This is a genomic window from Nakamurella sp. A5-74 (assembly GCF_040438885.1).
In the GTDB taxonomy this organism is placed as follows: Bacteria; Actinomycetota; Actinomycetes; order Mycobacteriales; family Nakamurellaceae; genus Nakamurella.
Genome location: NZ_CP159218.1, coordinates 3229433 through 3251248 on the forward strand (window position 1 = coordinate 3229433; position 21816 = coordinate 3251248).

Sequence of the window (21816 nt, forward strand, 5' to 3'; positions counted from 1 at the left end):
CCAGGCCCGCGAACGCAGGTTGCAAACGACCGTCACGTCCGCGAACGCAGGTTGCAAACGACCGTCACGTCCGCGAACGCAGGTTGCAAACGACCGTCACGTCCGCGAACGTCAGCGGCGGCCGCGCTTCTCCCGCACCCGGACGTTGACCTGGACCGGGGATCCGGCGAAGGAGAAGTCCTCCCGCAGCCGGCGCTCGATGAACCGTCGGTAGCCGGCCTCCAGGAACCCGGTCGTGAACAGCACGAACGTCGGCGGACGGTTCCTGGCCTGGGTCGCGAACAGCACTCTGGGCTGTTTGCCGCCGCGCACCGGCGGCGGCGTCGCCTGCAGCAGTTCCTTCAGCCAGGCGTTCAGTTGGCCGGTCGGTACGCGGGTGTCCCAGGACGCCAGTGCGCGACGCAACGCGGGCGCCAGTCGATGGACGCCGCGCCCGGAGGACGCGGAGATGTTGATGACCTCTGCCCACGGGACCCGTTTGAGCTCGCGGTCCACCTCGCGGTCGCTCTCGATCCGCCGGTCGCCGTCGACCAGGTCTGCTTTGTTGAGCGCGATCACCAGCGCCTTGCCGGACTCCGCGACCATCGTGATGACCCGCTGGTCCTGCTCGCTGATGGGCTCGCTGCCGTCGATCAGCACGATCACCACCTCGGCGGTCTCGATGGCTGCCTCGGTGCGCAGCGATGCGTAGAACTCCATGCCCTTGGCCGTCTTGACCCGCTTGCGCAGCCCTGCGGTGTCGACGAACTGCCAGATCTCGCCGTCCAGGTCGACCAGCGAGTCGACCGGATCCACGGTGGTGCCGCTCACCGAGTCGACCACCGACCGGTCTTCGCCGGTGAGCTTGTTGAGCAGCGATGACTTGCCGACGTTGGGCTTGCCCACCAGGGCGACCCTGCGTGGTCCGCTGACGTCACCGAACCGTTCGGCGGGAGCGGTCGGCAGCTTGTCCAGGATGACGTCCAGGACGTCGCCCGAGCCGCGGCCGTGCAGCGCCGAGACCGGATACGGCTCACCCAGCCCCAGGTTCCACAGGTCGGCGGAGTCGGACTCGGTGCGCTCGTCGTCGACCTTGTTCGCGATCAGCACCACCGGCCGCTTCGAGCGTCGCAGTACCCGGGCGATCGCCTCGTCTGTCGACGTGGCGCCGACCGAGGCGTCGACCACCACGACGACCAGGTCCGAGATGCGCATGGCGGTCTCGGCCTGCGCGGCGACCGCGCCCTGCAGGCCCTTGGCATCGGGTTCCCAGCCGCCGGTGTCGACGACGGAGAACCGGCGACCGCGCCACAGTCCGTCGTAGGCGATCCGGTCGCGGGTGACACCGGGGATGTCCTGCACGACTGCCTCACGCCGTCCGATGATGCGGTTGACCAGCGTCGACTTGCCGACGTTCGGCCGGCCGACGATGGCGACCGTCGGCAGCGGGCCGCCGTCGTCCGGGAGTCCGTCGGCGCCGAGTGAGTCGGCGTCCTCCCAGCCGGCGAACTCGCTCTCGTCGGTCCAGCTGCCGTCCCCCTCGAACGTGCTCTCGACCGTGCTCTGCTCGCCCGCAGCGCCGGGTGCGCCCTGGGTGGTACCGCTGTCGTCAGACTGCGTCATCTCGTCCTCGTCACTTGCTGCTGTGGGTGGTGCGTGTTGGGTGCGGTTTCGGGGGCGTGCTGCGCGCCCCGGTGCGAATCTCCTGTGGGTGCAGGACCCCGGCTGTCGTCATGCGGCATCCCGGGCAGCGAGCTGCGCGTCGAGTTCGGCGACCCTGGCGCTGAGGCGCTGCTGGATCAGCGCTGTGGCCGCATCGACTGCCCGCTTACCGGAACCCGGCTGGACGGTGAACGATTCCCCGATGCTGACATCGACGAACGGGCGGAACCGACGTCCGGACCCGGTCGGACGGGTGGTCCCGCGGATCGCGATCGGCACCACCACCGCACCGGTACGGACGGCCAACCAGCCGGCACCGTTGAACACGCTCTCCACCAGACCGGCACCGCGGCTGCCTTCCGGGAACACGCCGATGCAGCCGCCCTGCTTCAGCTGTTCCAACGCCTTGAGCAGCGGGTCGCGCTGCGGTGCGGTGCGGTTGATGGCGTACTGACCGACGTGGTCGAGGAGCCAGCCGAGCGCCCCCGTGACCGCCTCTGCCTTGATCAGGAACGAGGTCCGGCGGGGCAGCAGACCGAACAGCACCGCGCCGTCGATGAAGTTCGTGTGGTTGGCGACGAAGACGACAGGACCGCGCAGGGGGACATGCTCCATCCCGCGAATTCTGTTGCGGTACAGGCTGTGTCGCAGGACCATGCCGATCCGCCTGCCGCGGTCCAGAGACCGTCCGGTGGCGTGCGGCGGCGTGGGATCCGCCTGCCCAGGGAGTCGGAAGAACTTCACCGTATTCCCCGCTTCCCCGCTGCCGCCAGGATCCTCGCCACCACTTCCTCGACGGTGAGCGAGGAGGAGTCGACATGCTCGGCGTCGTCGGCGGGGCGCAGCGGGGCGGTCGCCCGGGTCGAGTCGACCAGGTCGCGCCGACGCAGATCGGCGCCCACTTCGGCGACATCCCCTGCGGCCCCGCTGGTCTCACCGTGCCGCCGGCGCGCGCGTTCGGCCTCGTCCGCGGTGAGGAAGATCTTGAGGTCGGCCTCGGGCACGATCACCGTGCCGATGTCCCGTCCCTCGACGACCATGCGTCCGCCGAGAGCGGTCCCCCGCTGCAGGTCGTGCAGCCAGGTCCGGACCTGCGGCTGGGCGGAGATCGGGGTGACGGCCTGCGTCACCGGGACGCCGCGGATGTCGGCGGTGACGTCGTCACCGCTGAGCAGGTGCTGCTGGGCATCGGGATCCAGCGGTGGGCGCAGTTCCAGCCCTGCCAGCACCGGAGCGACGGCCGCCGGATCTTCCGGGGCGACGCCGGCGCGCAGCACAGCGAGCGCCACGAGCCGATACAGCGCGCCGGTGTCGAGATAGCCGGCGCCGAGCCGTCTGGCCAGCTCTTTCGCCACCGTCGACTTCCCGGTACCGGACGGGCCGTCGATCGCGATGACGAACCGGGTGCGGGCAGTGCCGGGGTGGCCAGCTGAGTGGGTGGTGGTCACAGGCCCACCGCCTTGTAGAGCAACGACACCTCGACCGGGTTCAGCTTGCGCAGCGTGCCGGGAGGCTGGTGGCCCAGCTGGACCTCGCCGATCTTCGTGCGAACCAGCCGGGAGACCGGATGTCCCGCTGCGGCGAGCATCCGACGGACGACGTGCTTGCGCCCCTCGTGCAGGACGACCTCGACGACAGCCCGCTGATGGTGGACGTCGACGATGTCGAAGTGGTCGACCTTCACGATCCCGTCCTCCAGCTCGATGCCCTTGCGCAGGCGTCGCCCCAGATCGCGTGGGATCGGCGAGGGTACTTCGGCCATGTAGGTCTTGGTGACGCCGAAGGACGGGTGGGTGAGGCGATGCGCCAGGTCGCCGTCGTTGGTGAGGATCAGCAGGCCCTCGGAATCCATGTCGAGCCGACCGACGTGGAACAACCGGGTGGTGACGCCCCAGTCCTCGACGAGCCGGCCGATGTGCGGGCGCCCCTCGTCGTCCGACATCGTCGAGAGCATGCCGGGCTGCTTGTTGAGCGCGAGGTGCACCAGGTCGGCACGCAGTTGGATGCGACTGCCGTCCACGTGCACGACCGCGTTCTCGGGGTCGATCCGCATCCCCATCTCGCGGACGATGATGCCGTCGACGGTGATCCGGCCGTCCCGGATCATCTCCTCTGCCTTGCGGCGGGAGGCGACCCCGGCTGCCGAGAGCACCTTCTGCAGGCGCACTCCGTCGGAGCGCTCCTCGTCGGTGAAGTTCGGGGCCTGGGAGTTCTTGGCCGGGTGCCGGTAGTGGTTCTTTCCGGAATCACGGGAGTTAGACATCGTCGATCGCATCCACTTCGGGCAGCAGGGGTCCGAGGTCGGGCAACTCCTCCAGGGAGTTGAGCCCGAGTCGCTCGGTGAACAATTCGGTGGTGCGGTACCGGGTACCGCCGGTCTCCGGGTCGGTCCCGGACTCCTCGATCAGGCCGCGGGCGACCAGGGTGCGGATCACGCCGTCGACGTTCACTCCGCGGACCGCCGCGATCCTGGCGCGTGTCACCGGCTGGCGGTAGGCGATCACGGCCAGCGACTCGAGCGCCGCGCGCGACAGCCGCGACTGTTGGCCGTCGAGCACGAACCGCTCGACGACCGGCGCGAACCGGTCGCGGGTGTAGAACCGCCAGCCGCCGCCGATCTCGCGCAGATCGATCCCCGACCGGGCCTCGGCATACCGTCCGGCCAGCTCGATCAGCCGCCCGCGGACCTCCGCGAGCGAGCGTCCGACCGCCGACGCCAGCGACTGCTCGGGAACCGGGGTGTCGACCACCAGCAGGATGGCCTCCAGAGCGCCGTCCAGCTCGTCGTCCTCGATCGCGCCCTGGCTCGGCAACGGTGGGATCTCCTCGAGATCCTCGACCTCTACCGGACCGCCGGCGGCGCCGGCGGCTGCGAGCCCGGTGCCGTCGAATCCGGTGGCAGCGGCATCGGTGGCGGGATGCGTTGCAGCGGGGGGCGTTGCAGCGGGATCGACCGTCTCGGCAGCAGCGGGACCGGCGTCATCACGGTCGGGCCAGGTACTCACTCGTACTCCTCGTCGGTGGCGATCCCGGCGGCGCCGATCGAGCCGGCGGCCGGATCGGCCTCACCGGTCCAGCGGATCGTCAACTCCCCCAGGGGTTCCGGTTGGTCGAAGGTGACGACGGCCTCGCGGTACAGGTTGAGCAGCCCCAGGAACCTGGCCACCACTTCCAGGGTGTTCGTGCAGGCAGCGACCAGCGCCGTGAAGTCGAGTCGGCCGTGTTCGGCGAGCATCGACCGGATGATCAGGGTGTGTTCGGCGACCGACACCGTCGAGGTGTGGATGTGGTCGAGCGAGACGGTGGGCGGCGGCGGTTTCGGACGGAACACGGCAGCGGCGAGCTCCGCGAAGGTCGCCGCGTCCATCCCCAGCCGCACCTCTGGCAGCAGCCCGAGGTAGCGGTCCTCCAGGGTCACGGCTCGCGGATAACGGCGCAGCGCCGAAGATTCGAGCTCCCGGAAGAGCATGGCCACCTGCTGGTATGCCCGGTAGGCGAGCAACCGGGCGAAGAGCAGATCCTTCGCCTCCAGCAACGCCAGATCGTCCGGGTTCTCCACGTCGGCGTCGGGCAGCAGCCGGGCCGCCTTCAGGTCCAACAGGGTCGCGGCCACCACCAGGAACTCCGTGACCTGCTCCAGGTCCCAGCTGTCGCCCATCCCCCGCACGTGCACCAGGAACTCGTCCGTCACCCGGTGCAGCGCCACCTCGGTGACGTCCATCCGGTGCTGAGAAATCAACTGCAGCAACAGATCGAACGGCCCGTCGAAGTTGTCGAGGCTGACGTGGAAGCGGCGGCCCGAGACCACGGCGTCCGCGGGGGCAGCGACCGACTCGTGAGGGACCTGCGGCGGGGCCGCTGCAACACTGCCGGGCGCGGCGATCACCGTGCCGGCGCCGGTCACCGCGCGATCACTTCCCGAGCCAGGGCACGGTAGGCATCGGCGGCAGCCGAGGTCGGGGCATAGCTGGTGATCGGTTCACCGGCGACCGTGGTCTCCGGGAACTTGACGGTGCGCGCGATCACCGTGTCGTAGACGTCATCCCCGAAGCGCTGCACCAACATCGCCACGACGTCCCGAGCGTGCACGGTGCGGCCGTCGAACATCGTCACCAGCACGCCGTCGACCGCGAGATCGGGATTGATCCGCTCCTGCACCTTCTCGATCGTGTCGACCAACAGCGCGACACCACGCAGCGAGAAGAACTCCGCGGCCACCGGCATGATGACGCCGTCCGAGCAGGCCAGCGCGTTCACCGTGAGCAGACCCAGCGACGGCTGGCAGTCGATGAGGACGTAGTCGTAGGCATGCAGGACCGGCCGGAGCGCCCGGGCCAGGGTCTGCTCCCGACCGACCTCGTTGATCAGCTGCACCTCTGCCGCCGACAGGTCGATGTTGGCCGGCAGCAGGTCGAGGTTCTCGACCTTGGTCGAAACGAGCACGTCGGTGATCGACGTCGAGCGCTCCAACATCAGGTTGTAGATCGTGCGGTCCATCTCGTGGGACGGCACTCCCAGCCCCGCGGACAGCGCACCCTGCGGATCGAGGTCGACCAGCAGTACCTTGCGACCGAACCCGGCGAGCGCAGCCCCCAGGTTGATGGTCGACGTCGTCTTGCCGACCCCACCCTTCTGGTTGCACATGGCGATGACCCTGGCGGGACCGTGCGTGGTGAGCGGCTGTGGTTCGACCGCCGGACGCATCGGACGAGCAGTCGGGCCCATCTCGGCGCCCGCGGCACGGTCGGCGACAGACGCGGGAACCGGGAACAGCTCATCAGCTCCGTCGGCGGACGGTGCTGCCGGTCCGACTCCCGAAGAGTCGTCGTCCTGCGGCGAGGGCGTGGCTGCGGCGGCGTCGCCGGACACCAGGCTCGCCGTGTCCCGTTCTGTGCTCAACTACCTGCTCCTCGTCCCGTCGTCCTCCCGACGACCAGGTCAGGGTATGCGCTCGGCGCCCCCCGCTCCAACCGACGCCCCGCGATCAGCCGAGCAGCTTCCGCGCGATGGAGACCGCGGCTGCCTTCTTCGCCGGGTCCGCGCCGTCGGTCGAGCTGCCGACCGTGACCGTCCACTGGGTCGTCCCGTCGAGGAAATAGACCTCGTTCAGATCCTGGCCCGCATACATCGGCACCCCGAGCGTGGTGGTGTCCAACGGTGTGCCGCCGACGCCGATCAGGTCGAAGTCGCCCTTCGCGTCCTCCTGGTACTGCACCGTCACGATGCTCCCGGGATCGCTCGCGGCGTAGATGCACCAGTCGTCCCCCATCTCGACCGTGCGGTCGAGGGCCTGACCGCTGAGTGTGGCCATCTCGGACACCGGGATCTTCTTCTCCAGGAAGTCGCAGATCGCTCCGGACACCTGGATCCTGGCCGTCCCTCCGGTCGATCCGCTGCCGGCGGTGTCACTCGGTTCGCCGGTGCTCGGTTCGCCGGTGCTCGGTTCGCCGGTGGTCGGTTCAGCTGTGCTCGGCTCGCTGCCAGCCGGCTCGCTGGTGGGACCGACCTCGGAGGACCCGGGGTCGGCAGTCTCGGAACCGGTCGTTGCCGGTGTCGCCGGGGAGGCCGACACCGGTGCCGAATCCGAGACAGGTGCCGGGGCCGGCGCTGCGGTCGACGGCGCAGCGGTCGGACCGGAGGAACAGCCGAGCAGGGCGAGCGCGGAGGCCGTCAGCGCGGCTACGAGGGACGCGAGGGAGCGGGTGGGAACGGTCATGACGGTTCCTGGGTGGGCGGTGCGTGGTGACGCACGGGCGAGGAGCGGATGCCGTGATGATCCGCCATCACGCGGCCCGTGGGAGGCGATTCGAGACATTTGGCTCGAAACTTCCTCGCCGGCCGAACGCCCGGTCAGCGGGCCCGCGGGTGGGCGGTCGTGTAGACCTCCCGCAGCGAGTCGACCGTCACCAGGGTGTAGATCTGAGTCGTGGTGACCGATGCGTGGCCGAGCAACTCCTGCACCGCGCGGACGTCGGCGCCGCCCTCCAACAGATGGGTGGCGAACGAGTGCCGCAGGGTGTGCGGTGAGACCCGGTCGGCGAGGCCGATCCGTTCCGCCGTGTCGTGCAGCACCTGCCAGGCGGATTGTCGGGACAGCCGGCTCCCCCGGTGGTTGAGCAGCAGGGCGCCCTGCCCGCGGCCGGCGGCCGCCAGCGCGGGACGCCCGCGCACCAGGTAGGCCTCAACGGCGGCGACCGCATACGAGCCGACGGGCACGATGCGCTCCTTGTTCCCCTTGCCGCGCAAGCGGATCACCGGGCTCCGGTCAGCGGCGAGGTTCGCCGACAGGCCACTCACGTCGTCGACGTCCAGCCCCACCGCCTCGGAGATGCGCGCCCCCGTTGCATACAACAGCTCCAGCAGCGCCCGATCGCGCAGCGACCGCGGATCGTCACCGGTGACAGCGTCGAGCAGGCGGCTGACCGAGTGCACGTCCAACGCCTTCGGCAGCCGACGGGCCGCTGTCGGTGGCCGGACGTCCACCGACGGATCGTGGTCGATGACGCCTTCGGCCATCAGGAACCGGTGCAGCCCCCGCACCGCCACCACCGCACGCGCCGCCGACGACGCGGCCAACGGAGCCCGGCCGGGGGTCCCCTCGCGCAGCGCCATGAGGTGTTCGGCGACCAGCTCCGGCGTGACGGCCTGTACCCGGTCGATCCCGGCCGCGGTGAGGGTCTGCAGGTAGCGGTCGAGGTCCCGGCGGTAGGACAGCAGGGTGTTGCGTGCAGCGCCGCGTTCGACCGCCAGATGGTCGAGGAAGGAACGCACCGCTGCGGTGAGGGCCGGTGCGGGTTCGGGAGGGAGATCTTCGCCGGCAGGGAGTGCCGGCGATCCTGTGACCGTCACCGGCGGATCACCACCGCAGGTCGCGACCCAGGTCCGGACGCGGCTGCGCCTCGAGTGCCGGACCAGACGTCCACGCGGTGTCGGATCGCGGGATGACGCCGGTGCGCAGCACGAGCTCGGTGGCCAGGATCCCGCCCACCGCAGCACCGTTGACGATGTCGCCCGCCAGGACCGCCCGGACTGCGTCTGGCAGGGGCACGCGCACGGTACGCAGATCTGCTTCCTCGTGGACGATCTCGCCGGGGCGGTCGATCTCGGTGAGCTCGCGGGCCAGGTAGACCCGGACGGCCTCGGTGGTGAATCCGGGCGACACCGTGAGGTCGACCAGCACGTCCCACCGGTCGGCCCGTAGCCCGACCTCCTCCGCCAGCTCGCGCTGGGCGGCGAGCAGGGCCGACTCCCCAGGGACATCCATCAGACCTGCGGGCAGCTCCCAGATCCGGCGACCCAGCGGATGCCGGTACTGCTCGATGAGCGTCACCCGCTGCGCGGCGTCGAGGGCCACGACGGCGACCGCGAGGTCGTGCTCGACGACCTCCCGATCGGCCACCCCACCGTCGGGCATCACCACCGAGTCGATCCGCAACCGCACGACCTTGCCATCGAAAACCCTGTTGCTGGAACGGGTCTCGAACATCCGGGGACTCAGCCGCCGACCGGGCTGTTGACGTCGTCCGGCAGCTCGGTGGACACGTCGGTGGGCACCGACGCCCGGTCGACGCGCTCGTCCGGATCCATCGGCAACCGGTCGGACTTGAGGTACTCCAGCGCTGCTCCGACGAACGCCGCGAACAGCGGGTGCGGGCGGGTCGGCCGGGACTTGAGCTCCGGATGCGCCTGGGTGGCGACCAGGAACGGGTGCAGCGAGCGATCGAGCTCGACGAACTCGACCAGCGAGCGATCCGGGGAGATGCCCGACAGGTGCAGGCCCGCAGCCTCGAGTTGGTCGCGGTAAGCGTTGTTCACCTCGTAGCGATGACGATGACGCTCCGAAACCTCTGTCCCGCCGTAGATCTCGGCAACCAGGGAACCTTCCGTGAGCACCGCCGGATAGGCGCCGAGCCGCATGGTCCCGCCCATGTCCCGTTCCCCGGCGATCACGTCGGTCTGCTCGACCATGGTGGCGATCACCGGGTCGGCGGCATGCGCGTCGAACTCGGCAGAGTTGGCGCCGCCCAGTCCGGCGAGGTTGCGCGCGGCCTCGATGACGATGCACTGCAGGCCCAGACACAGGCCGAGGGTGGGGATCCGGTTGGTCCGCGCGTAGGTGATCGCGCCCAGCTTCCCCTCGATGCCGCGCACGCCGAAACCGCCGGGGATCAACACTCCCTGGACGTCCCGCAGAGCCGCCGACGCGCCGGCCTGGGTGGTGCAATCATCAGAGGGTACCCAGACGATCTCGACCTTCGCCCGATGGGCAAACCCACCGGCGCGCAACGCTTCCGACACCGACAGGTACGCATCAGGCAGGTCGACGTACTTTCCGACCAGGGCGATCCGTACGGTCTCGGTCGGGTTGTGGACCCGGTCCAGCAGGTCGCCCCACTGCGTCCAGTCGACGTCGTGGAAGCTCAGGCCCAACCGCCGGACCACGTAGGCGTCCAGCCCCTCTGCATGCAGCACCTTGGGGATGTCGTAGATCGACGGCGCGTCCGGGCAGGCGATGACGGCCTCGTTGTCGACGTCGCACATCAGCGAGATCTTCCGCTTCAGCGCCTCCGGGATCTCCCGGTCGCTGCGACAGACCACCGCGTCCGGCTGGATGCCGATGTTCCGCAACTGGGCCACGCTGTGCTGGGTCGGCTTGGTCTTCAGCTCACCCGACGGAGCGAGGTAGGGCACCAGCGAGACGTGCAGGAAGAACACGTTGTCGCGACCCAGGTCGTGCCGCACCTGACGGGCCGCCTCCAGGAAGGGCAACGACTCGATGTCGCCGACCGTGCCGCCGATCTCGGTGATGACCAGATCCGGCGCCGGTTCGCCTGGCTGCGGTCGGGCCATCCCGCGGATGCGGTCCTTGATCTCGTTGGTGATGTGCGGGATCACCTGGACGGTGTCGCCGAGGTACTCGCCGCGGCGCTCGCGGGCGATCACCCGGGAGTAGACCTTGCCCGTGGTGATGTTGGCCCGCTCGGACAGGTCACGGTCCAGGAAGCGCTCGTAGTGGCCGATGTCCAGATCGGCCTCGGCACCGTCCTCGGTGACGAACACCTCGCCGTGCTGGAACGGGTTCATCGTGCCGGGATCGACGTTGATGTAGGGATCAAGCTTCTGCATGGTGACCTGCAGACCACGCGAGGTGAGCAGCCGCCCCAGGCTCGAGGCCGTGAGGCCCTTGCCCAGGGACGACGCGACGCCGCCGGTGACAAAAATGTGCTTGGTGACGTGCGCCGATTGCGCCAAGGCAACTCCCGTGTCCGTGTGCTCGAGAAATCAGAACCACTGTGCGAACCGGATGTCGGCCACTGATCGAGCACTGCAGATCTCGATCAGCGAATCCGTCCGCCCCACGGGGTTTCATCCTATCCGACTCCCGGCGGGATCCGACCAGACATCGGGCGCGAGCCGTTCGTCAGGCTCGGGCTCGGGCTCGGCACCCCGAGCATCGCGTGGACAGCGAAGATCCCCGGACGCCGGCGTCCGGGGATCTTCGGTGCAGCTGTGTGGGTGAACAGGGCCGACCCCGGTGGGTCAGCCGACCGCCAGAACCGGGATGGGGGCAGCTGCCCCGCTGCCGGTGCCGTACTGGCCGACGCCGCCGCCCGCCTGCTCGACGAGTGCGAGCACCGCGCCGATCCGACCGACTGAGGAGTCGACGTCGTCGACAGTGGACACAGCGCTCGCCGCCGTGCTGTCGGCCCGCAGCGTGCCCACCACACCGGTCTCGGTCGCCGACCCTGCGGAGCCGGCCAGGACCACACCCCCGGCACTCTTGCGCAACTGGGAGGCCAGGTCCGAGAGCACAGCGGAGCGGTCGGTCTCCGACCCGCCGCTCTGGGCTCCGCCGGTGAGCACGATGACCAGCCGGCCGGGAGCGAGCGTGCCGTCTGCGGTGACGAACCCGCCGCTGGACAGCGCCGACATCGCCGCTGTCGCTTCGGCGGGCTGCGAGGTCGCCTTGTTGTCCTTGTCGGTCACCAGTACCGCGCCGAGCAGCACGCCGGCCATGGTGCCGCTGGAGGCGACGTCGGGGAGCTTGGCGCCGGCCGGCAGCGACTTCGCCACCAGCGACTGCAGCTCGCTGCTGCGAGCCGGATCGGTGAAGTCCGCCGTCAGCGCCAGCTGCGCGGTGACGGTGGCGCCGGCGCGGGCCAGCAGCCCGAGCAGGGCGTCACGATCGCCGGGATCGGCGTCCTGGGTGCTGATCAGCACGACGGTCTGCTTGGGCAGGGTGCCGCGGACGGCCAGCGCCGACACATCATCGGCGAACTTCTCGCCGGTGTTGAGCTGTACCTGCAGCGACTGGTTGTCGGACTGCAACTGATCGCGCTGTTGGGTGAGCTGGGTGCGGTCGTCGGTCGCACCGGCCAGGATCGGCCCCTGCACCTTGGTCGCGCCCAGGACGATCCCCAGCGCGAGCGCCAGGAAGACACCCGCGATGGAGACGATGTGGTACCGCATGGAGATCATCTAGAACAGCCCCTTGAACCAGTTGGCGACGTCGGCGGACCAGCCGCGGATGAGATCGGCGTAGGTCTGCCCTGCGCCGGAGAACCAGACCGCTGCCACCACGGCGACGATCGCGGACAGCAGCAACAGGGCCACCACCCACCAGGAGACCTTCGGTCGGTACAACCCGGCGACGGCCCCGGCCTCGACGATCTTGTCGGACACCCGCATGCGCACCAGGAAGGTGGATGCGCTCGAACCGCGGCCGCGATCGAGCATCGCGGCCAGCGAAGCGTGCATGCCGACGGTCACGATCAGCGAAGACCCGTGGGCGTTGGCGATCAGCAGCGCGAGGTCCTCGGAGGTGCCGCTCGCCGGGAACGTGACAGCCCCGATGCCGAGGTCCTGCAACCGTTCGAGGCCGGGAGCATGCCCGTCGGTGTGCGCCGGGATCACCACCTCGCAGCGGCTCCTGAGTGTCTCGTCCTCGATCCTCTCCGGGTTGCCGACGACGATGTCGGGCGAATATCCGGCGGCCATCAGGGCATCGGCGCCGGTCTCAACGCCGATCAGCACCGGACGGTAGTCACGGATGAATCGCTTGAGTGACTTGAGCTCGTCCTGGGTGTCCGGCGAACCGGCGACGATCAGCACCTGCTTGTCGGTCATCACGGTGGCGAGCTCGGGGATCCCGACACCGTCCAGCAGCAGCGTGCGCTCGCGCTTCATGTACTCGATCGCGTTGGCGGCGAACGCCTCCAGCTGGGCGGCCATCCCCGAACGGGCCTCGATCATCAGATCGGCGACCACTTCGGGGGTCAGCTCCGTCCCGGAGGCGACCTCCTCCTCACCGGCGAAAACCGAGCCCTCGTGCACCCGTACCCGCGCTCCGTCCTTGAGACGGATGAAGACCTTCTCGCCGACCCGGTCGATCAATGGGATCCCGGCCGCAGCCAGGATCTCGGGACCCAGGTTCGGATAACGCCCGGTGATCGAGGGCGCAGCGTTGACGACGGCCCGCACGTCGGCTCTGACCAGGGCATCAGCGGTGTCACGATCGATGTCGGGATGCTCGAAGACGACGACGTCCCCGTGGCCGACGCGTCCCAACAGGGCGTCGCTGCGTCGGGCGACGCGGGCGACTCCTGTGACACCTGGCAACGCCTGGGACTGGCGGGACAGAAGTTTCATGAGTCGCATCGTGTCAGCACGCAGCGTCATATTCATGGAGGCGCGGCGTGTGGCCTGCGGCGATTCGTCGCTGCGAACAGCCCCTCAGGTTCGCGGACCCAGCGGTCGCCACGACACCAGGTTCGCGGACCCAGCGGTCGTTTGTGACCTCAGGTTCGCGGCCTCAGCGGTCGCCACGACACCAGGTTCGCGGACCCAGCGGTCGTTCGTGACGCCAGGTTCGCGGACCCAGCGGTCGTTTGTGACGCCAGGTTCGCCGGCCGACCTGCTGCGCGGCGCAGCTCAGTGGCTCGCGGCGGTCAACAGATCGGCGGCGTGGGCGATCGCGGAATCGGTGTCGGTACCGCCGAGCATCCGGGCGAGCTCAGCCACCCGACGGTCGTCCTGCACGCGGCTGACGCTGGAGGATCCGACGCTGCCGTCGTCACCCGCATCGACCACGAAGTGCGCGTCGGCGAAGGCCGCCACCTGCGCCAGGTGGGTCACCACGATCACCTGATGGGTGGCGGCGAGGGCGGCCAACCGGCGCCCGATCTCGGTCGCGGCCCGGCCACCCACGCCGGCGTCCACCTCGTCGAAGACCAGCGTCCCCACCGTGTCGGCGCCGGCCAGCACCACCTCGAGGGCGAGCATGACGCGGGAGAGCTCGCCGCCAGAGGCACCGCGCTGCAGCGGCAGCTCGGGTGCCCCCTGGTGTGCGGTGAGCAGCACCTCGACGTGGTCGATGCCGTCGGGTCCTGCGTGCAGCCGGGTACCGTCCACCACCAGCAGATCGGCGGGGTCGGCGGAGCCGGCTTCGCGAGCCGTGACGGCGACCCTGATCCGTGCTCGTCCCATCGCCAGGTGTTCCAGTTCGGCCGTGGCCGCGGCTCCCAGCTTCTTCGCGGCCACCATGCGCTTGCGGGACAACACTTTCGCCGCGGTCGTCACCTCACCGGCGAGGCGTTCCGCTTCGGCGCGGAGAGCCGCGATCGTGCCTTCGGAGGAGTCGAGGCGCTCGAGTTCGCGGCGCGCGTCGTCGGCCCAGGCCAGGATGGCATCGGCATCAGCGCCGAACCTGCGCCCCAGCGCGCGCAGCGCCGACTGCCGCGTGAGGGCGGTCTCCAGCGCTGCCGGATCAGCGTCCAGCCCGTCGAGATAGGCGGACAGTTCCGATCCCACCTCATTCACCGCCGCCGCGGCCTCGGCCAGGGTGGTATCCCAGCGGGTCAGGTCGGGGTCACCACTGCCGGCGAGGTCCCTGCGCGCCTCGGCGAGCAAGGCGCTGACGTTCGGCGCGTCCTGTCCTGCTTCCATGGAGAAACTCAGCGCCGACAGCGCGCCCTGGGCGGCAGACCGCACGGCATCGGTGTTCTCCAAGCGCCGGACTGTCGCGACCAGCGCGACGTCCTCCCCGGGACGCGGCCCCAACGTATCGATCTCGGCCAGCCCCATCCGCAGCACCTGCTCGCGTTCGGCGCGCTCCCGGGCTCGATGAGTCCGGTCGGCGAGATCGGCGACGCAGCTCTGCCACTGCGTCCTCAGGGAGCGGTAGCGCTCGAGCGGGACGCCGGCACCGGCGAAAGCATCGAGCACGTCGCGCTGCGCCGCGGGACGGAGCAACGAGATCGCTTCCGACTGCCCGTGCACTGCCAACAGAGGTTCGGTGATCTCGGTGAGCACCGACAACGGGACGGAACGGCCGCCGACATGCGCCCTCGACCGGCCCTCCGCGGACACCGTACGGACGCAGATCACCGAGCCGTCGTCGTCGACGCTGCCGCCGGCTGCTGCCACCGCACCCAGGATCGGCTCCCCTGCCGGACCGGGCGGCACCTCCCAGCGGGACTCCACAACGGCCCGCTCCGCGCCGGTGCGGACGCGGGCCACATCGGCTCGACCGCCGCCGGCCAGGCCGAGTGCGGTCACCACCATCGTCTTGCCGGCGCCGGTCTCACCGGTGACTGCGGTGAACCCAGCCGCCGGTTCGATCACGGCGTCGAGGATCACCCCCAGCCCGGTGATCCGCAGTTCGCTCAGCACGCCCCCAGGCTAGTGCCGCTTGTCCCGCCACCCGTGCACCGGGAGTGAGAACTTCCGGACCAGCCGATCGGTGAACGGTTGGTCCGCCAGCCGGACGAGGCGTACCGGGTGGGCCCCGCGTCGCACGTGCACCCGAGTGCCGGCGGGCAGCGCCACGCTGCGACGCCCGTCGCAGGCGAGCAGAGCGGGCGGGCCGTCGGGGTCCAGATGGATGGTGACGGTTGAATCCGGTCCGACCATCGCCGGGCGGGCGAACAGCGCATGGGCGTTCAGCGGGACGACGAGCAGCGACTGGACACCGGGCCAGACCACGGGCCCCCCCGCAGAGAACGCGTAGGCAGTGGAACCGGTCGGCGTCGCGACCAGCACGCCGTCGCAGCCGTAGGCGGACAGTCCGCGGCCGTCGACCTCCACCACCACGTCCAGGATGCGCTCGCGACTGCCCTTCTCGATACTGATCTCGTTCAGCGCCCAGCCGACGAACTGCTCACCGCCTTCGGGGGTCTCCAGGAAGGCGTCGACGGTCATCCGGTCCACCAACCGGTACCGGCGGGCGATGATCGCCTCCAACGCGTCATCGATCCCGTCTGCATCGGCCTCAGCCAGGAACCCGACCCTCCCGAGGTTGATGCCGAGCACTCCGATACCGCGTGGTCTCGCGTGCTCCGCACCTCGCAGCAAGGTCCCGTCGCCGCCCAGCGCCAGCACCATCTCCACCGGGAACTCCTCCCGGTGGACGGTCAGGTCCAGATCCGGACCCTCCTCGGGCAGCGCCACCAGTTCGATGCCGGCAGCGGCAAGCCGGGACCCCGCGCTGCTGACGATCTGGTCGATGTCGGTCCGGCCGGTGTGCGCGACCAGCAGCACACGTCGGGGCCCGTCCTCGAGGGTGACATCGGGAACGACGTCGGGCTGGACATCGGGATCGGGTTCGGGATCGGTCATCGTGGTCCCTCCTGGACGGCGGTGTCGATCGCCCGACGCAACGGGCTGTCGGCAGTGTCGGTGCGCGCGGCGGCGGGGTCGGCGCGCAGGTGGACGAAGAACTCGACATTGCCGCTCGGACCGGGGAGCGGCGAGGCAGCCACCCCGGCCATCCCCCAGCCGAGACCGGCAGCCGCATCGACGACGCCGGCGACCGCATCGGCCCGGTGCCCGAGATCGCGGACCACCCCGCCGCTGCCGATCCGGTCCTTGCCTACTTCGAACTGCGGTTTGACCATCAGCACGAGGTCGCCGTCGGCCCGGGTGCAGGTCGTCAGCGCGGGCAGCACCAGTCGCAGTGAAATGAACGAGAGATCGGACACGGTGACCTCCACCTGACCGTCGATCGCCTCCGGGGTGAGCGTGCGGACGTTGGTGCGGTCGTGGACGCGAACCCGCTCGTCGTTCTGCAGCCGCCAGATGAGTTGGCCGTAGCCGACGTCGACAGCGACCACCTCGCGCGCTCCTCGGCGCAGCAGCACATCGGTGAAACCACCGGTGGACGCGCCGGCGTCGAGGATGCGGCGGTCCTGCACATTCACGGCGGGGAACGCATCGAGCGCGCCGATCAACTTGTGTGCACCGCGCGACGCCCAGTTCTCGTCGGCCCGGTCTCCGCGCACCAGCACCGGGGTATCGGGAGTGATGGCGGTGGCCGCCTTGGCGGCCAGCTGCCCGGACACCGTCACCCGGGAGGCGGCGATCAGCTCGGAGGCATGTTCGCGGGAGCGGGCCAGACCACGGCGCACCAGTTCGGCATCCAGACGTGCACGGCGCATCTCAACGTCCGGGTGCCGGCCCGGACGGACCGGTGCGCTCGGCTGCCGCGCCGGCGAGCGCAGCTGCCAGACCTGCATGGACGCGCCCGTAGATCTCGACCTCGTCCTGCGGCGGGCCGAACTCCCCGCCCTCGAGCGCATCGAGGTCGGCCTTCGCCGCAGCGAGTGGATCGGTGATCGTCGGACGGGGGTCCATGGGGCCTCTCGGTGCCGGTGCAGGGAAACGCGGCGCCGGGCGCGCCGCAGGTCGTCGACTCCACGCTAGCCCAGCCGCGGATCCGGCAGCTGCCGAGTCCGCCCGTGTGGTTGGTCGGGCGTGCGATTCGTCGTGCGTGCGATTCGTCGTGCGTGCGGTTCGTCGTGCGTGCGATTCGTCGTGCGTGCGGTTCGTCGTGCGTGCGGTTCGTCGGCAGCGCGGTTCGTCGTGCGTGCGATTCGTCGGCAGCGCGGTTCGTCGGCAGCGCGGTTCGTCGGCAGCGCGGTTCGTCGGGAGTGTGGTTCGTCGGGGGTCCGAAGTCCGTCAGCCGCCGAGTCCCAGGCGGACGAGCGCGGCGCGTGCCCGATCGTCGCCGGCCACGAAGATCTGAAGCGCTGCCGGCTCGTCCGACTGCCAGGCCCGCTGGGTCACAGCAGCGAGCAGCGACAACGCGACGGCGTCCTCGTGCGGTTGCTCCGGCGCCCCGGGCGAGGAGTGGACGCGGGTGCCTGCGGGATCGGTGTCGAACGACCAGGAACCCGGTGCGGGCGAGGTCGCCGCCAGCTCCACCGCACGGGTCGGGTCGACGAGGCCACGCAGATCGAAGCTGACATGGGTCGGACGCCGGGCGGCAGGTGCGGTCACGACGTCGGCGGCGGAGTTGACACCGGTCAGCGGCATCAGCGAGGGGATCCCCGCGGTGACGGCCGCTTCGATGTCGGTGTCCAACCGATCGCCGACCACCAACGGACGCTGCGAGGAGACCCGGGAGATGGCGGTGTCGAGGAGAGGACGTTCGGGCTTGCCCGCCACCCGCGGGTGCAGACCGGTGGCGGTGACGAGCGCAGCGACGAGCGACCCGTTGCCCGGCAGCATGCCCCGGTCGGTGGGCAGCGTCGCGTCGATGTTGGTCGCCACCCAGTCGGCCCCGGTGCGGAGTGCGATGCACGCCTCGGCCAGCTGCGGCCAGCCGAGCTCCTGCGAGAGGCCCTGGACCACGGCGACCGGGGCATCAGCGGCGGTGTGCACCGGCTCCAGCCCGACCGCACGCACGCAGTCGACCAGGTGTTGCGTCCCGAGGATCAGCACCCGTGACCCCGCCGGATGAGCGGCGGCCAGCATGTCGGCCGCCGCCTCCGGTGAGGTGAGCACTGCTTCCGCCGTCGCCGGGACCCCCATCGCGGTGAGGATGTCGGCGACGACAGCGGGAGGACGCGATGCGTTGTTGGTGACGAAGACACACTTCATCCCGTCGGTCCTGGCCCGCTCGAGAGCAGCCGGAACCTCGGGGATGACGACGCCACCCAGATACACCGTGCCGTCCAGATCGAGCAATGCTGCATCGAACTGCCGCGACAGTGGCTGGGCTGCCTCCGGTGCGGCAGGAATCATCGGTGCTCGTTCGGATCGTCGCTGAACAGCGGGGGATCCTTCGGGTCGTCGCTGAACAACGGAAGGTCCATGGCACCTGCAGCCGGGTCCGTGGTGAGCCCGGGTGAGTCCTCATCCGTCACGGCTGCGGCCTCGTCCGGCTCATCGCCATCATGGTCGCCGTCCAGTACGTCCTCAGCCGAGTCGTCCTCAGCCGAATCGTCCTCAGCCGAATCGTCGTCAGCCGAATCGTCGTCATCCGAGTCGTCGTCCGCCGAGTCGTCGTCCGAGTCGTCATCCGAGTCGTCATCCGAGTCGTCATCCGAGTCGTCATCCGAGTCGTCATCGTCCGAATTCGACTCCTCGTCATCCGAGTTGTCGTCCGCGTCCGCGACGTCACCATCAGAGGAGGAGGAGTCGGACTCCGTGTCGACGGAGTCCTCAGCATCGGAATCAGCATCGATCTCGTCGGTAAGACCCTGTTCGTCGTCGGCCTCGACTTCCGACCCACCGTCCGCGCCTGTCTCATCATCGGCATCCACGGAATCAAGGGCAGAGGCTTCCGAACCCTCAGCGGAGTCCGCGGACTCGTCCGAGCCCGCGGTGTCGTCAGAACCGACTTCGTGGGCCTCGTGGTCAGAACCGACTTCAGCGTCGTCGTCGTCGTGGTCGTCGTCATCGTCGTCGTCGTCGTCGTCGTGGTCGTCGTCATCGTCGTCGTCGTCGTCGTCGTCGCCATCATCGTCATCATCGTCATCGTCATCGTCGGCGTCGCCGCCGCCCGCGAGCTCCGCGATGCGTTCTGCCGCGTCGGTCTCGTCGTCCTCGTCGGCATCATGGGCCTTCATGAACCAGTCCAGCGCCTCTTCGGTGCGCTCGGACGCGGCCAGCAGATCGGCGTAGGCGTACAGCAGCCGGGCGTCGGCATCGTCCTCGAGCACACCCGAGCCCTCGAGCACGACCAGAGCCGTGTCGATCTGGCCCAGGTCGGCGCGCGCGCCGGCCACCACGATGGTCAGCTCGAGCTTGCCGTCGTCGTCGAGTTCTGCCGCCTCGGTGGAGCGTGACATCTCGATGGCCTTCTCCGGATTGCCGAGCGCCCGTTCGCTGTCCGCCATCACGGCCAGATGACCGGGTCCACCGCCCATCCGTCGCGCGGCACGCAGCTCGGCGATGGTCTCCGCCCACTCGCCCGCGCGATAGGCCACGAGCCCGACCGTCTCTCGGACAACAGCGATTCGACCTCCCTTGGAACGTGCGGCGCGAGCGTGCCGCCAGGCAAGCTCGGGCTCCTCCTCGGCGAGGGTGCCGGCGGCGACGAGGTGCAGCGCGACGAATTCGGCGCCCTCCTTGCTCAAGCCGCGCAGATCACGCTTCACATCCGGGGCGAGCTCGTCGACCGAGGCCCATTCGGGAATCTCCGGCCAGCTCTCGCCGAGATCCTCCTCACGGACGCGTGAACCTCGGTCGGGCTCACGGCGCACCGGTCGGTCGTCATCCCGGCGCGGACCGGACTGGTACCCACCGGATCCCGAACCCCGGCGGTCGTTGCCCCGATCATCGCTGCGGAACTCCCGCCGCGGCGGATGCCCGTCGTCCCGCTTGTCCCCGCCCCCGAAGCTGCGCTGCGGCCGATCGCCCCGGTCGGGACGATCCGAACGGTCGAAGGAGCGAGGCGGCCGATCAGCGCCGTCGAAGGAGCGCGCGGGTCGGTCGTCACGTTGATACGGGCGCTGCGGACGGTCTCCACCCGCAGCGGGCCGCCGGTCATCCCGGTTGTCCCGATCGAAGGACCGGGCCGGGCGATCATCACGGCCACCGGTACGGGGCGCCCGATCGTCACGCTGGTACGGGCGCTGCGGACGATCACCGCCGGCAGCGGGCCGCCGGTCATCCCGGTTGTCCCGATCGAAGGACCGGGCCGGGCGATCATCACGACCGCCGGTACGGGGCGCCCGATCGTCGCGCTGGTAGGGACGCTGCGGACGATCGCCACCCGAGCGATCGGAGGGACGCCTGTCATCACGATTGTCCCGATCGAACGAGCGGGCCGGCCGATCATCGCGACCGCCGGTACGGGGCGCCCGGTCGTCACGCTGGTACGGGCGCTGCGGACGGTCCCCACCCGACCGATCGGTGGGACGCCGATCGTCGCGGTTGTCCCGGTCGAACGACCGAGCCGGACGATCATTGCGGCCGTCCCTCTCGAACGAACGGGCCGGACGTTCATCACGCCCACCGCCGGCACGCGGCGCGCGGTCATCCCGCTGGTACGGGCGCTGCGGACGATCACCACCCGAGCGGTCGGACGGACGACGATCTTGACGACTGTCCCGATCGAATGACCTGGCCGGGCGATCATCGCGGGAGCCGCCTGCACGATCCGGCCGGTCTTCGCGGGCGCCGCCGGTACGGGGCACGCGGTCATCACGCTGGTACGGGCGCTGCGGACGATCACCACCGGTTCGATCGTCACGGTCGTTGGGCCGCTCCCCACGCCCCGCACGACGCCCGTCACGGTCGCCACCCGTCGCGCGATCCTCTCGTGGCGTCCACGGCCGACGGTCTCCCGAGCTCGGCGAATCGGTGGGCCGCTGCCCGAATGAAGATGCACCCCGTGAGTCGCGGGACGACCGTTCCTGGGAGGACGAGCTGTCACGCGATCCCTGCCAGGGCTTGGACCTGTCACCCGAGGACGAAGCGCCACGGCCGGCTGCACTGTCCCGATCCCCTCGGCCACGGGCCGCGGGCCGATCGGTCTGTCCACCTCGGCTGCCTTCTCGACGATCAGCCGCGCCACGGAACGGCCCGCGCCGTTCGCCGTCGTTGCTTCGATTGGTGCGGTCGGGGCGGTCGTCCTGGCTGGCCATCACTGTTCTCCTTGTGAGCATTGCTGCAGGTCACTGTGCCACAGATCGGTGGTGCACCGACCTGCGCTCGGACCCGGAAACGCCAAAAGGGGGACCCTGATGGGTCCCCCTTTTGGGAATGGTTGTCCGGCGGCGACCTACTCTCCCACACAGTGGCCTGTGCAGTACCATCGGCGCTGAAGGGCTTAGCTTCCGGGTTCGGAATGGGACCGGGCGTTTCCCCAACGCTATGACCGCCGAAACTCTATGGAGTTCATGGGTCGCATTGCCTGGTGGCCTTTCGGCCGGCAATACGATTGTCCCG

At 69.8% G+C, this 21816-nt stretch carries 20 protein-coding genes and 1 rRNA gene; 1 reads left to right on the plus strand and 20 read right to left on the minus strand.

Translation table 11 applies throughout. The features are described from left to right. Positions 1 to 111: 111 nt before the first annotated feature. The 19 genes from der to ABLG96_RS14965 all read right to left on the minus strand — a co-directional run bounded on the left by der (position 112) and on the right by ABLG96_RS14965 (position 20126). Positions 112 to 1602, minus strand: coding sequence for a ribosome biogenesis GTPase Der (der, locus tag ABLG96_RS14875; RefSeq protein WP_353648139.1), 1491 nt, complete (start codon positions 1600 to 1602; stop codon positions 112 to 114). 108 nt (positions 1603 to 1710) lie between these two features. Further along, positions 1711 to 2256 (minus strand): lysophospholipid acyltransferase family protein, encoded by a 546-nt coding sequence (locus ABLG96_RS14880; protein WP_353648140.1) that lies wholly within the window; start codon positions 2254 to 2256, stop codon positions 1711 to 1713. Between the two features lie 125 nt (positions 2257 to 2381). Beyond that, positions 2382 to 3089, minus strand: a complete 708-nt coding sequence (gene cmk, locus ABLG96_RS14885; protein ID WP_353648141.1) for a (d)CMP kinase — start codon at positions 3087 to 3089, stop codon at positions 2382 to 2384. Continuing rightward, on the minus strand, positions 3086 to 3904 hold the full coding sequence (locus ABLG96_RS14890; RefSeq protein ID WP_353648142.1) for a pseudouridine synthase: 819 nt from the start codon (positions 3902 to 3904) through the stop codon (positions 3086 to 3088). Before ABLG96_RS14890 ends, cmk begins: the two co-directional genes overlap by 4 nt. Further along, on the minus strand, positions 3897 to 4646 hold the full coding sequence (scpB, locus tag ABLG96_RS14895) for an SMC-Scp complex subunit ScpB (protein ID WP_353648143.1): 750 nt from the start codon (positions 4644 to 4646) through the stop codon (positions 3897 to 3899). The genes ABLG96_RS14890 and scpB overlap by 8 nt, the downstream gene beginning before the upstream one ends. After that, positions 4643 to 5449 (minus strand): segregation/condensation protein A, encoded by an 807-nt coding sequence (locus tag ABLG96_RS14900; RefSeq protein WP_353651523.1) that lies wholly within the window; start codon positions 5447 to 5449, stop codon positions 4643 to 4645. The genes scpB and ABLG96_RS14900 overlap by 4 nt, the downstream gene beginning before the upstream one ends. A gap of 92 nt (positions 5450 to 5541) precedes the next feature. Next, positions 5542 to 6366 carry an AAA family ATPase gene (locus ABLG96_RS14905; RefSeq protein WP_353651524.1) on the minus strand — a complete coding sequence of 275 codons (825 nt, stop codon included), beginning with the start codon at positions 6364 to 6366 and terminating at the stop codon, positions 5542 to 5544. 259 nt (positions 6367 to 6625) lie between these two features. Next, positions 6626 to 7357 (minus strand): hypothetical protein, encoded by a 732-nt coding sequence (locus tag ABLG96_RS14910; protein WP_353648144.1) that lies wholly within the window; start codon positions 7355 to 7357, stop codon positions 6626 to 6628. 134 nt (positions 7358 to 7491) lie between these two features. Further along, the gene (gene xerD, locus ABLG96_RS14915) at positions 7492 to 8412 is read right to left on the minus strand and encodes a site-specific tyrosine recombinase XerD (protein WP_353651525.1); all 921 of its coding nucleotides are present in this window, start codon (positions 8410 to 8412) and stop codon (positions 7492 to 7494) included. 85 nt (positions 8413 to 8497) lie between these two features. Continuing rightward, positions 8498 to 9127 carry an NUDIX hydrolase gene (locus ABLG96_RS14920; protein ID WP_353648145.1) on the minus strand — a complete coding sequence of 210 codons (630 nt, stop codon included), beginning with the start codon at positions 9125 to 9127 and terminating at the stop codon, positions 8498 to 8500. A gap of 8 nt (positions 9128 to 9135) precedes the next feature. Beyond that, positions 9136 to 10893: a CTP synthase gene (locus ABLG96_RS14925; RefSeq protein WP_353648146.1), complete on the minus strand. Its 1758-nt coding sequence runs from the start codon at positions 10891 to 10893 to the stop codon at positions 9136 to 9138. A gap of 288 nt (positions 10894 to 11181) precedes the next feature. Next, positions 11182 to 12120: a copper transporter gene (locus ABLG96_RS14930; RefSeq protein WP_353648147.1), complete on the minus strand. Its 939-nt coding sequence runs from the start codon at positions 12118 to 12120 to the stop codon at positions 11182 to 11184. Further along, entirely contained in the window at positions 12121 to 13290 is a 1170-nt protein-coding gene (gene steA, locus ABLG96_RS14935) for a putative cytokinetic ring protein SteA (protein WP_353648148.1), read from the minus strand. Positions 13291 to 13572: 282 nt separating this feature from the next. Further along, positions 13573 to 15312, minus strand: coding sequence for a DNA repair protein RecN (recN, locus tag ABLG96_RS14940; protein ID WP_353648149.1), 1740 nt, complete (start codon positions 15310 to 15312; stop codon positions 13573 to 13575). A 9-nt stretch (positions 15313 to 15321) separates the two neighbouring features. Further along, a complete protein-coding gene (locus ABLG96_RS14945; protein WP_353648150.1) occupies positions 15322 to 16257 on the minus strand; it encodes an NAD kinase in 936 nt (311 codons plus the stop codon). Then, positions 16254 to 17075, minus strand: a complete 822-nt coding sequence (locus ABLG96_RS14950) for a TlyA family RNA methyltransferase (RefSeq protein WP_353648151.1) — start codon at positions 17073 to 17075, stop codon at positions 16254 to 16256. The genes ABLG96_RS14945 and ABLG96_RS14950 overlap by 4 nt, the downstream gene beginning before the upstream one ends. A gap of 1 nt (position 17076) precedes the next feature. Then, positions 17077 to 17271: a hypothetical protein gene (locus ABLG96_RS14955; RefSeq protein ID WP_353648152.1), complete on the minus strand. Its 195-nt coding sequence runs from the start codon at positions 17269 to 17271 to the stop codon at positions 17077 to 17079. Positions 17272 to 17595: 324 nt separating this feature from the next. Continuing rightward, complete coding sequence (locus ABLG96_RS14960; protein WP_353648153.1) at positions 17596 to 18663, minus strand: HAD hydrolase-like protein; 1068 nt, start codon at positions 18661 to 18663, stop codon at positions 17596 to 17598. Beyond that, positions 18660 to 20126 (minus strand): hypothetical protein, encoded by a 1467-nt coding sequence (locus ABLG96_RS14965; protein WP_353648154.1) that lies wholly within the window; start codon positions 20124 to 20126, stop codon positions 18660 to 18662. Before ABLG96_RS14965 ends, ABLG96_RS14960 begins: the two co-directional genes overlap by 4 nt. Before the next feature lie 102 nt (positions 20127 to 20228). Between ABLG96_RS14965 and ABLG96_RS14970 the strand changes: the two genes are divergently transcribed. Continuing rightward, positions 20229 to 20987, plus strand: a complete 759-nt coding sequence (locus ABLG96_RS14970; RefSeq protein ID WP_353648155.1) for a hypothetical protein — start codon at positions 20229 to 20231, stop codon at positions 20985 to 20987. 649 nt (positions 20988 to 21636) lie between these two features. Here ABLG96_RS14970 and rrf read toward each other — a convergent pair. After that, positions 21637 to 21753 (minus strand): 5S ribosomal RNA (gene rrf, locus ABLG96_RS14975). Positions 21754 to 21816 lie beyond the last annotated feature (63 nt).

Coding starts and splice junctions, on each gene's coding strand:
- steA (WP_353648148.1), bottom strand. CDS start 13,290: ATGAAACTTCTGTCCCGCCAGTCCCAGGCGTTGCCAGGTGTCACAGGA.
- der (WP_353648139.1), bottom strand. CDS start 1,602: ATGACGCAGTCTGACGACAGCGGTACCACCCAGGGCGCACCCGGCGCT.
- ABLG96_RS14970 (WP_353648155.1), top strand. CDS start 20,229: ATGCCCGTCGTCCCGCTTGTCCCCGCCCCCGAAGCTGCGCTGCGGCCG.
- ABLG96_RS14890 (WP_353648142.1), bottom strand. CDS start 3,904: ATGTCTAACTCCCGTGATTCCGGAAAGAACCACTACCGGCACCCGGCC.
- ABLG96_RS14905 (WP_353651524.1), bottom strand. CDS start 6,366: ATGGGCCCGACTGCTCGTCCGATGCGTCCGGCGGTCGAACCACAGCCG.
- ABLG96_RS14930 (WP_353648147.1), bottom strand. CDS start 12,120: ATGATCTCCATGCGGTACCACATCGTCTCCATCGCGGGTGTCTTCCTG.
- ABLG96_RS14920 (WP_353648145.1), bottom strand. CDS start 9,127: ATGTTCGAGACCCGTTCCAGCAACAGGGTTTTCGATGGCAAGGTCGTG.
- ABLG96_RS14880 (WP_353648140.1), bottom strand. CDS start 2,256: ATGGAGCATGTCCCCCTGCGCGGTCCTGTCGTCTTCGTCGCCAACCAC.
- ABLG96_RS14955 (WP_353648152.1), bottom strand. CDS start 17,271: ATGGACCCCCGTCCGACGATCACCGATCCACTCGCTGCGGCGAAGGCC.
- ABLG96_RS14945 (WP_353648150.1), bottom strand. CDS start 16,257: ATGACCGATCCCGAACCCGATCCCGATGTCCAGCCCGACGTCGTTCCC.
- ABLG96_RS14960 (WP_353648153.1), bottom strand. CDS start 18,663: ATGATTCCTGCCGCACCGGAGGCAGCCCAGCCACTGTCGCGGCAGTTC.
- ABLG96_RS14910 (WP_353648144.1), bottom strand. CDS start 7,357: ATGACCGTTCCCACCCGCTCCCTCGCGTCCCTCGTAGCCGCGCTGACG.
- ABLG96_RS14950 (WP_353648151.1), bottom strand. CDS start 17,075: ATGCGCCGTGCACGTCTGGATGCCGAACTGGTGCGCCGTGGTCTGGCC.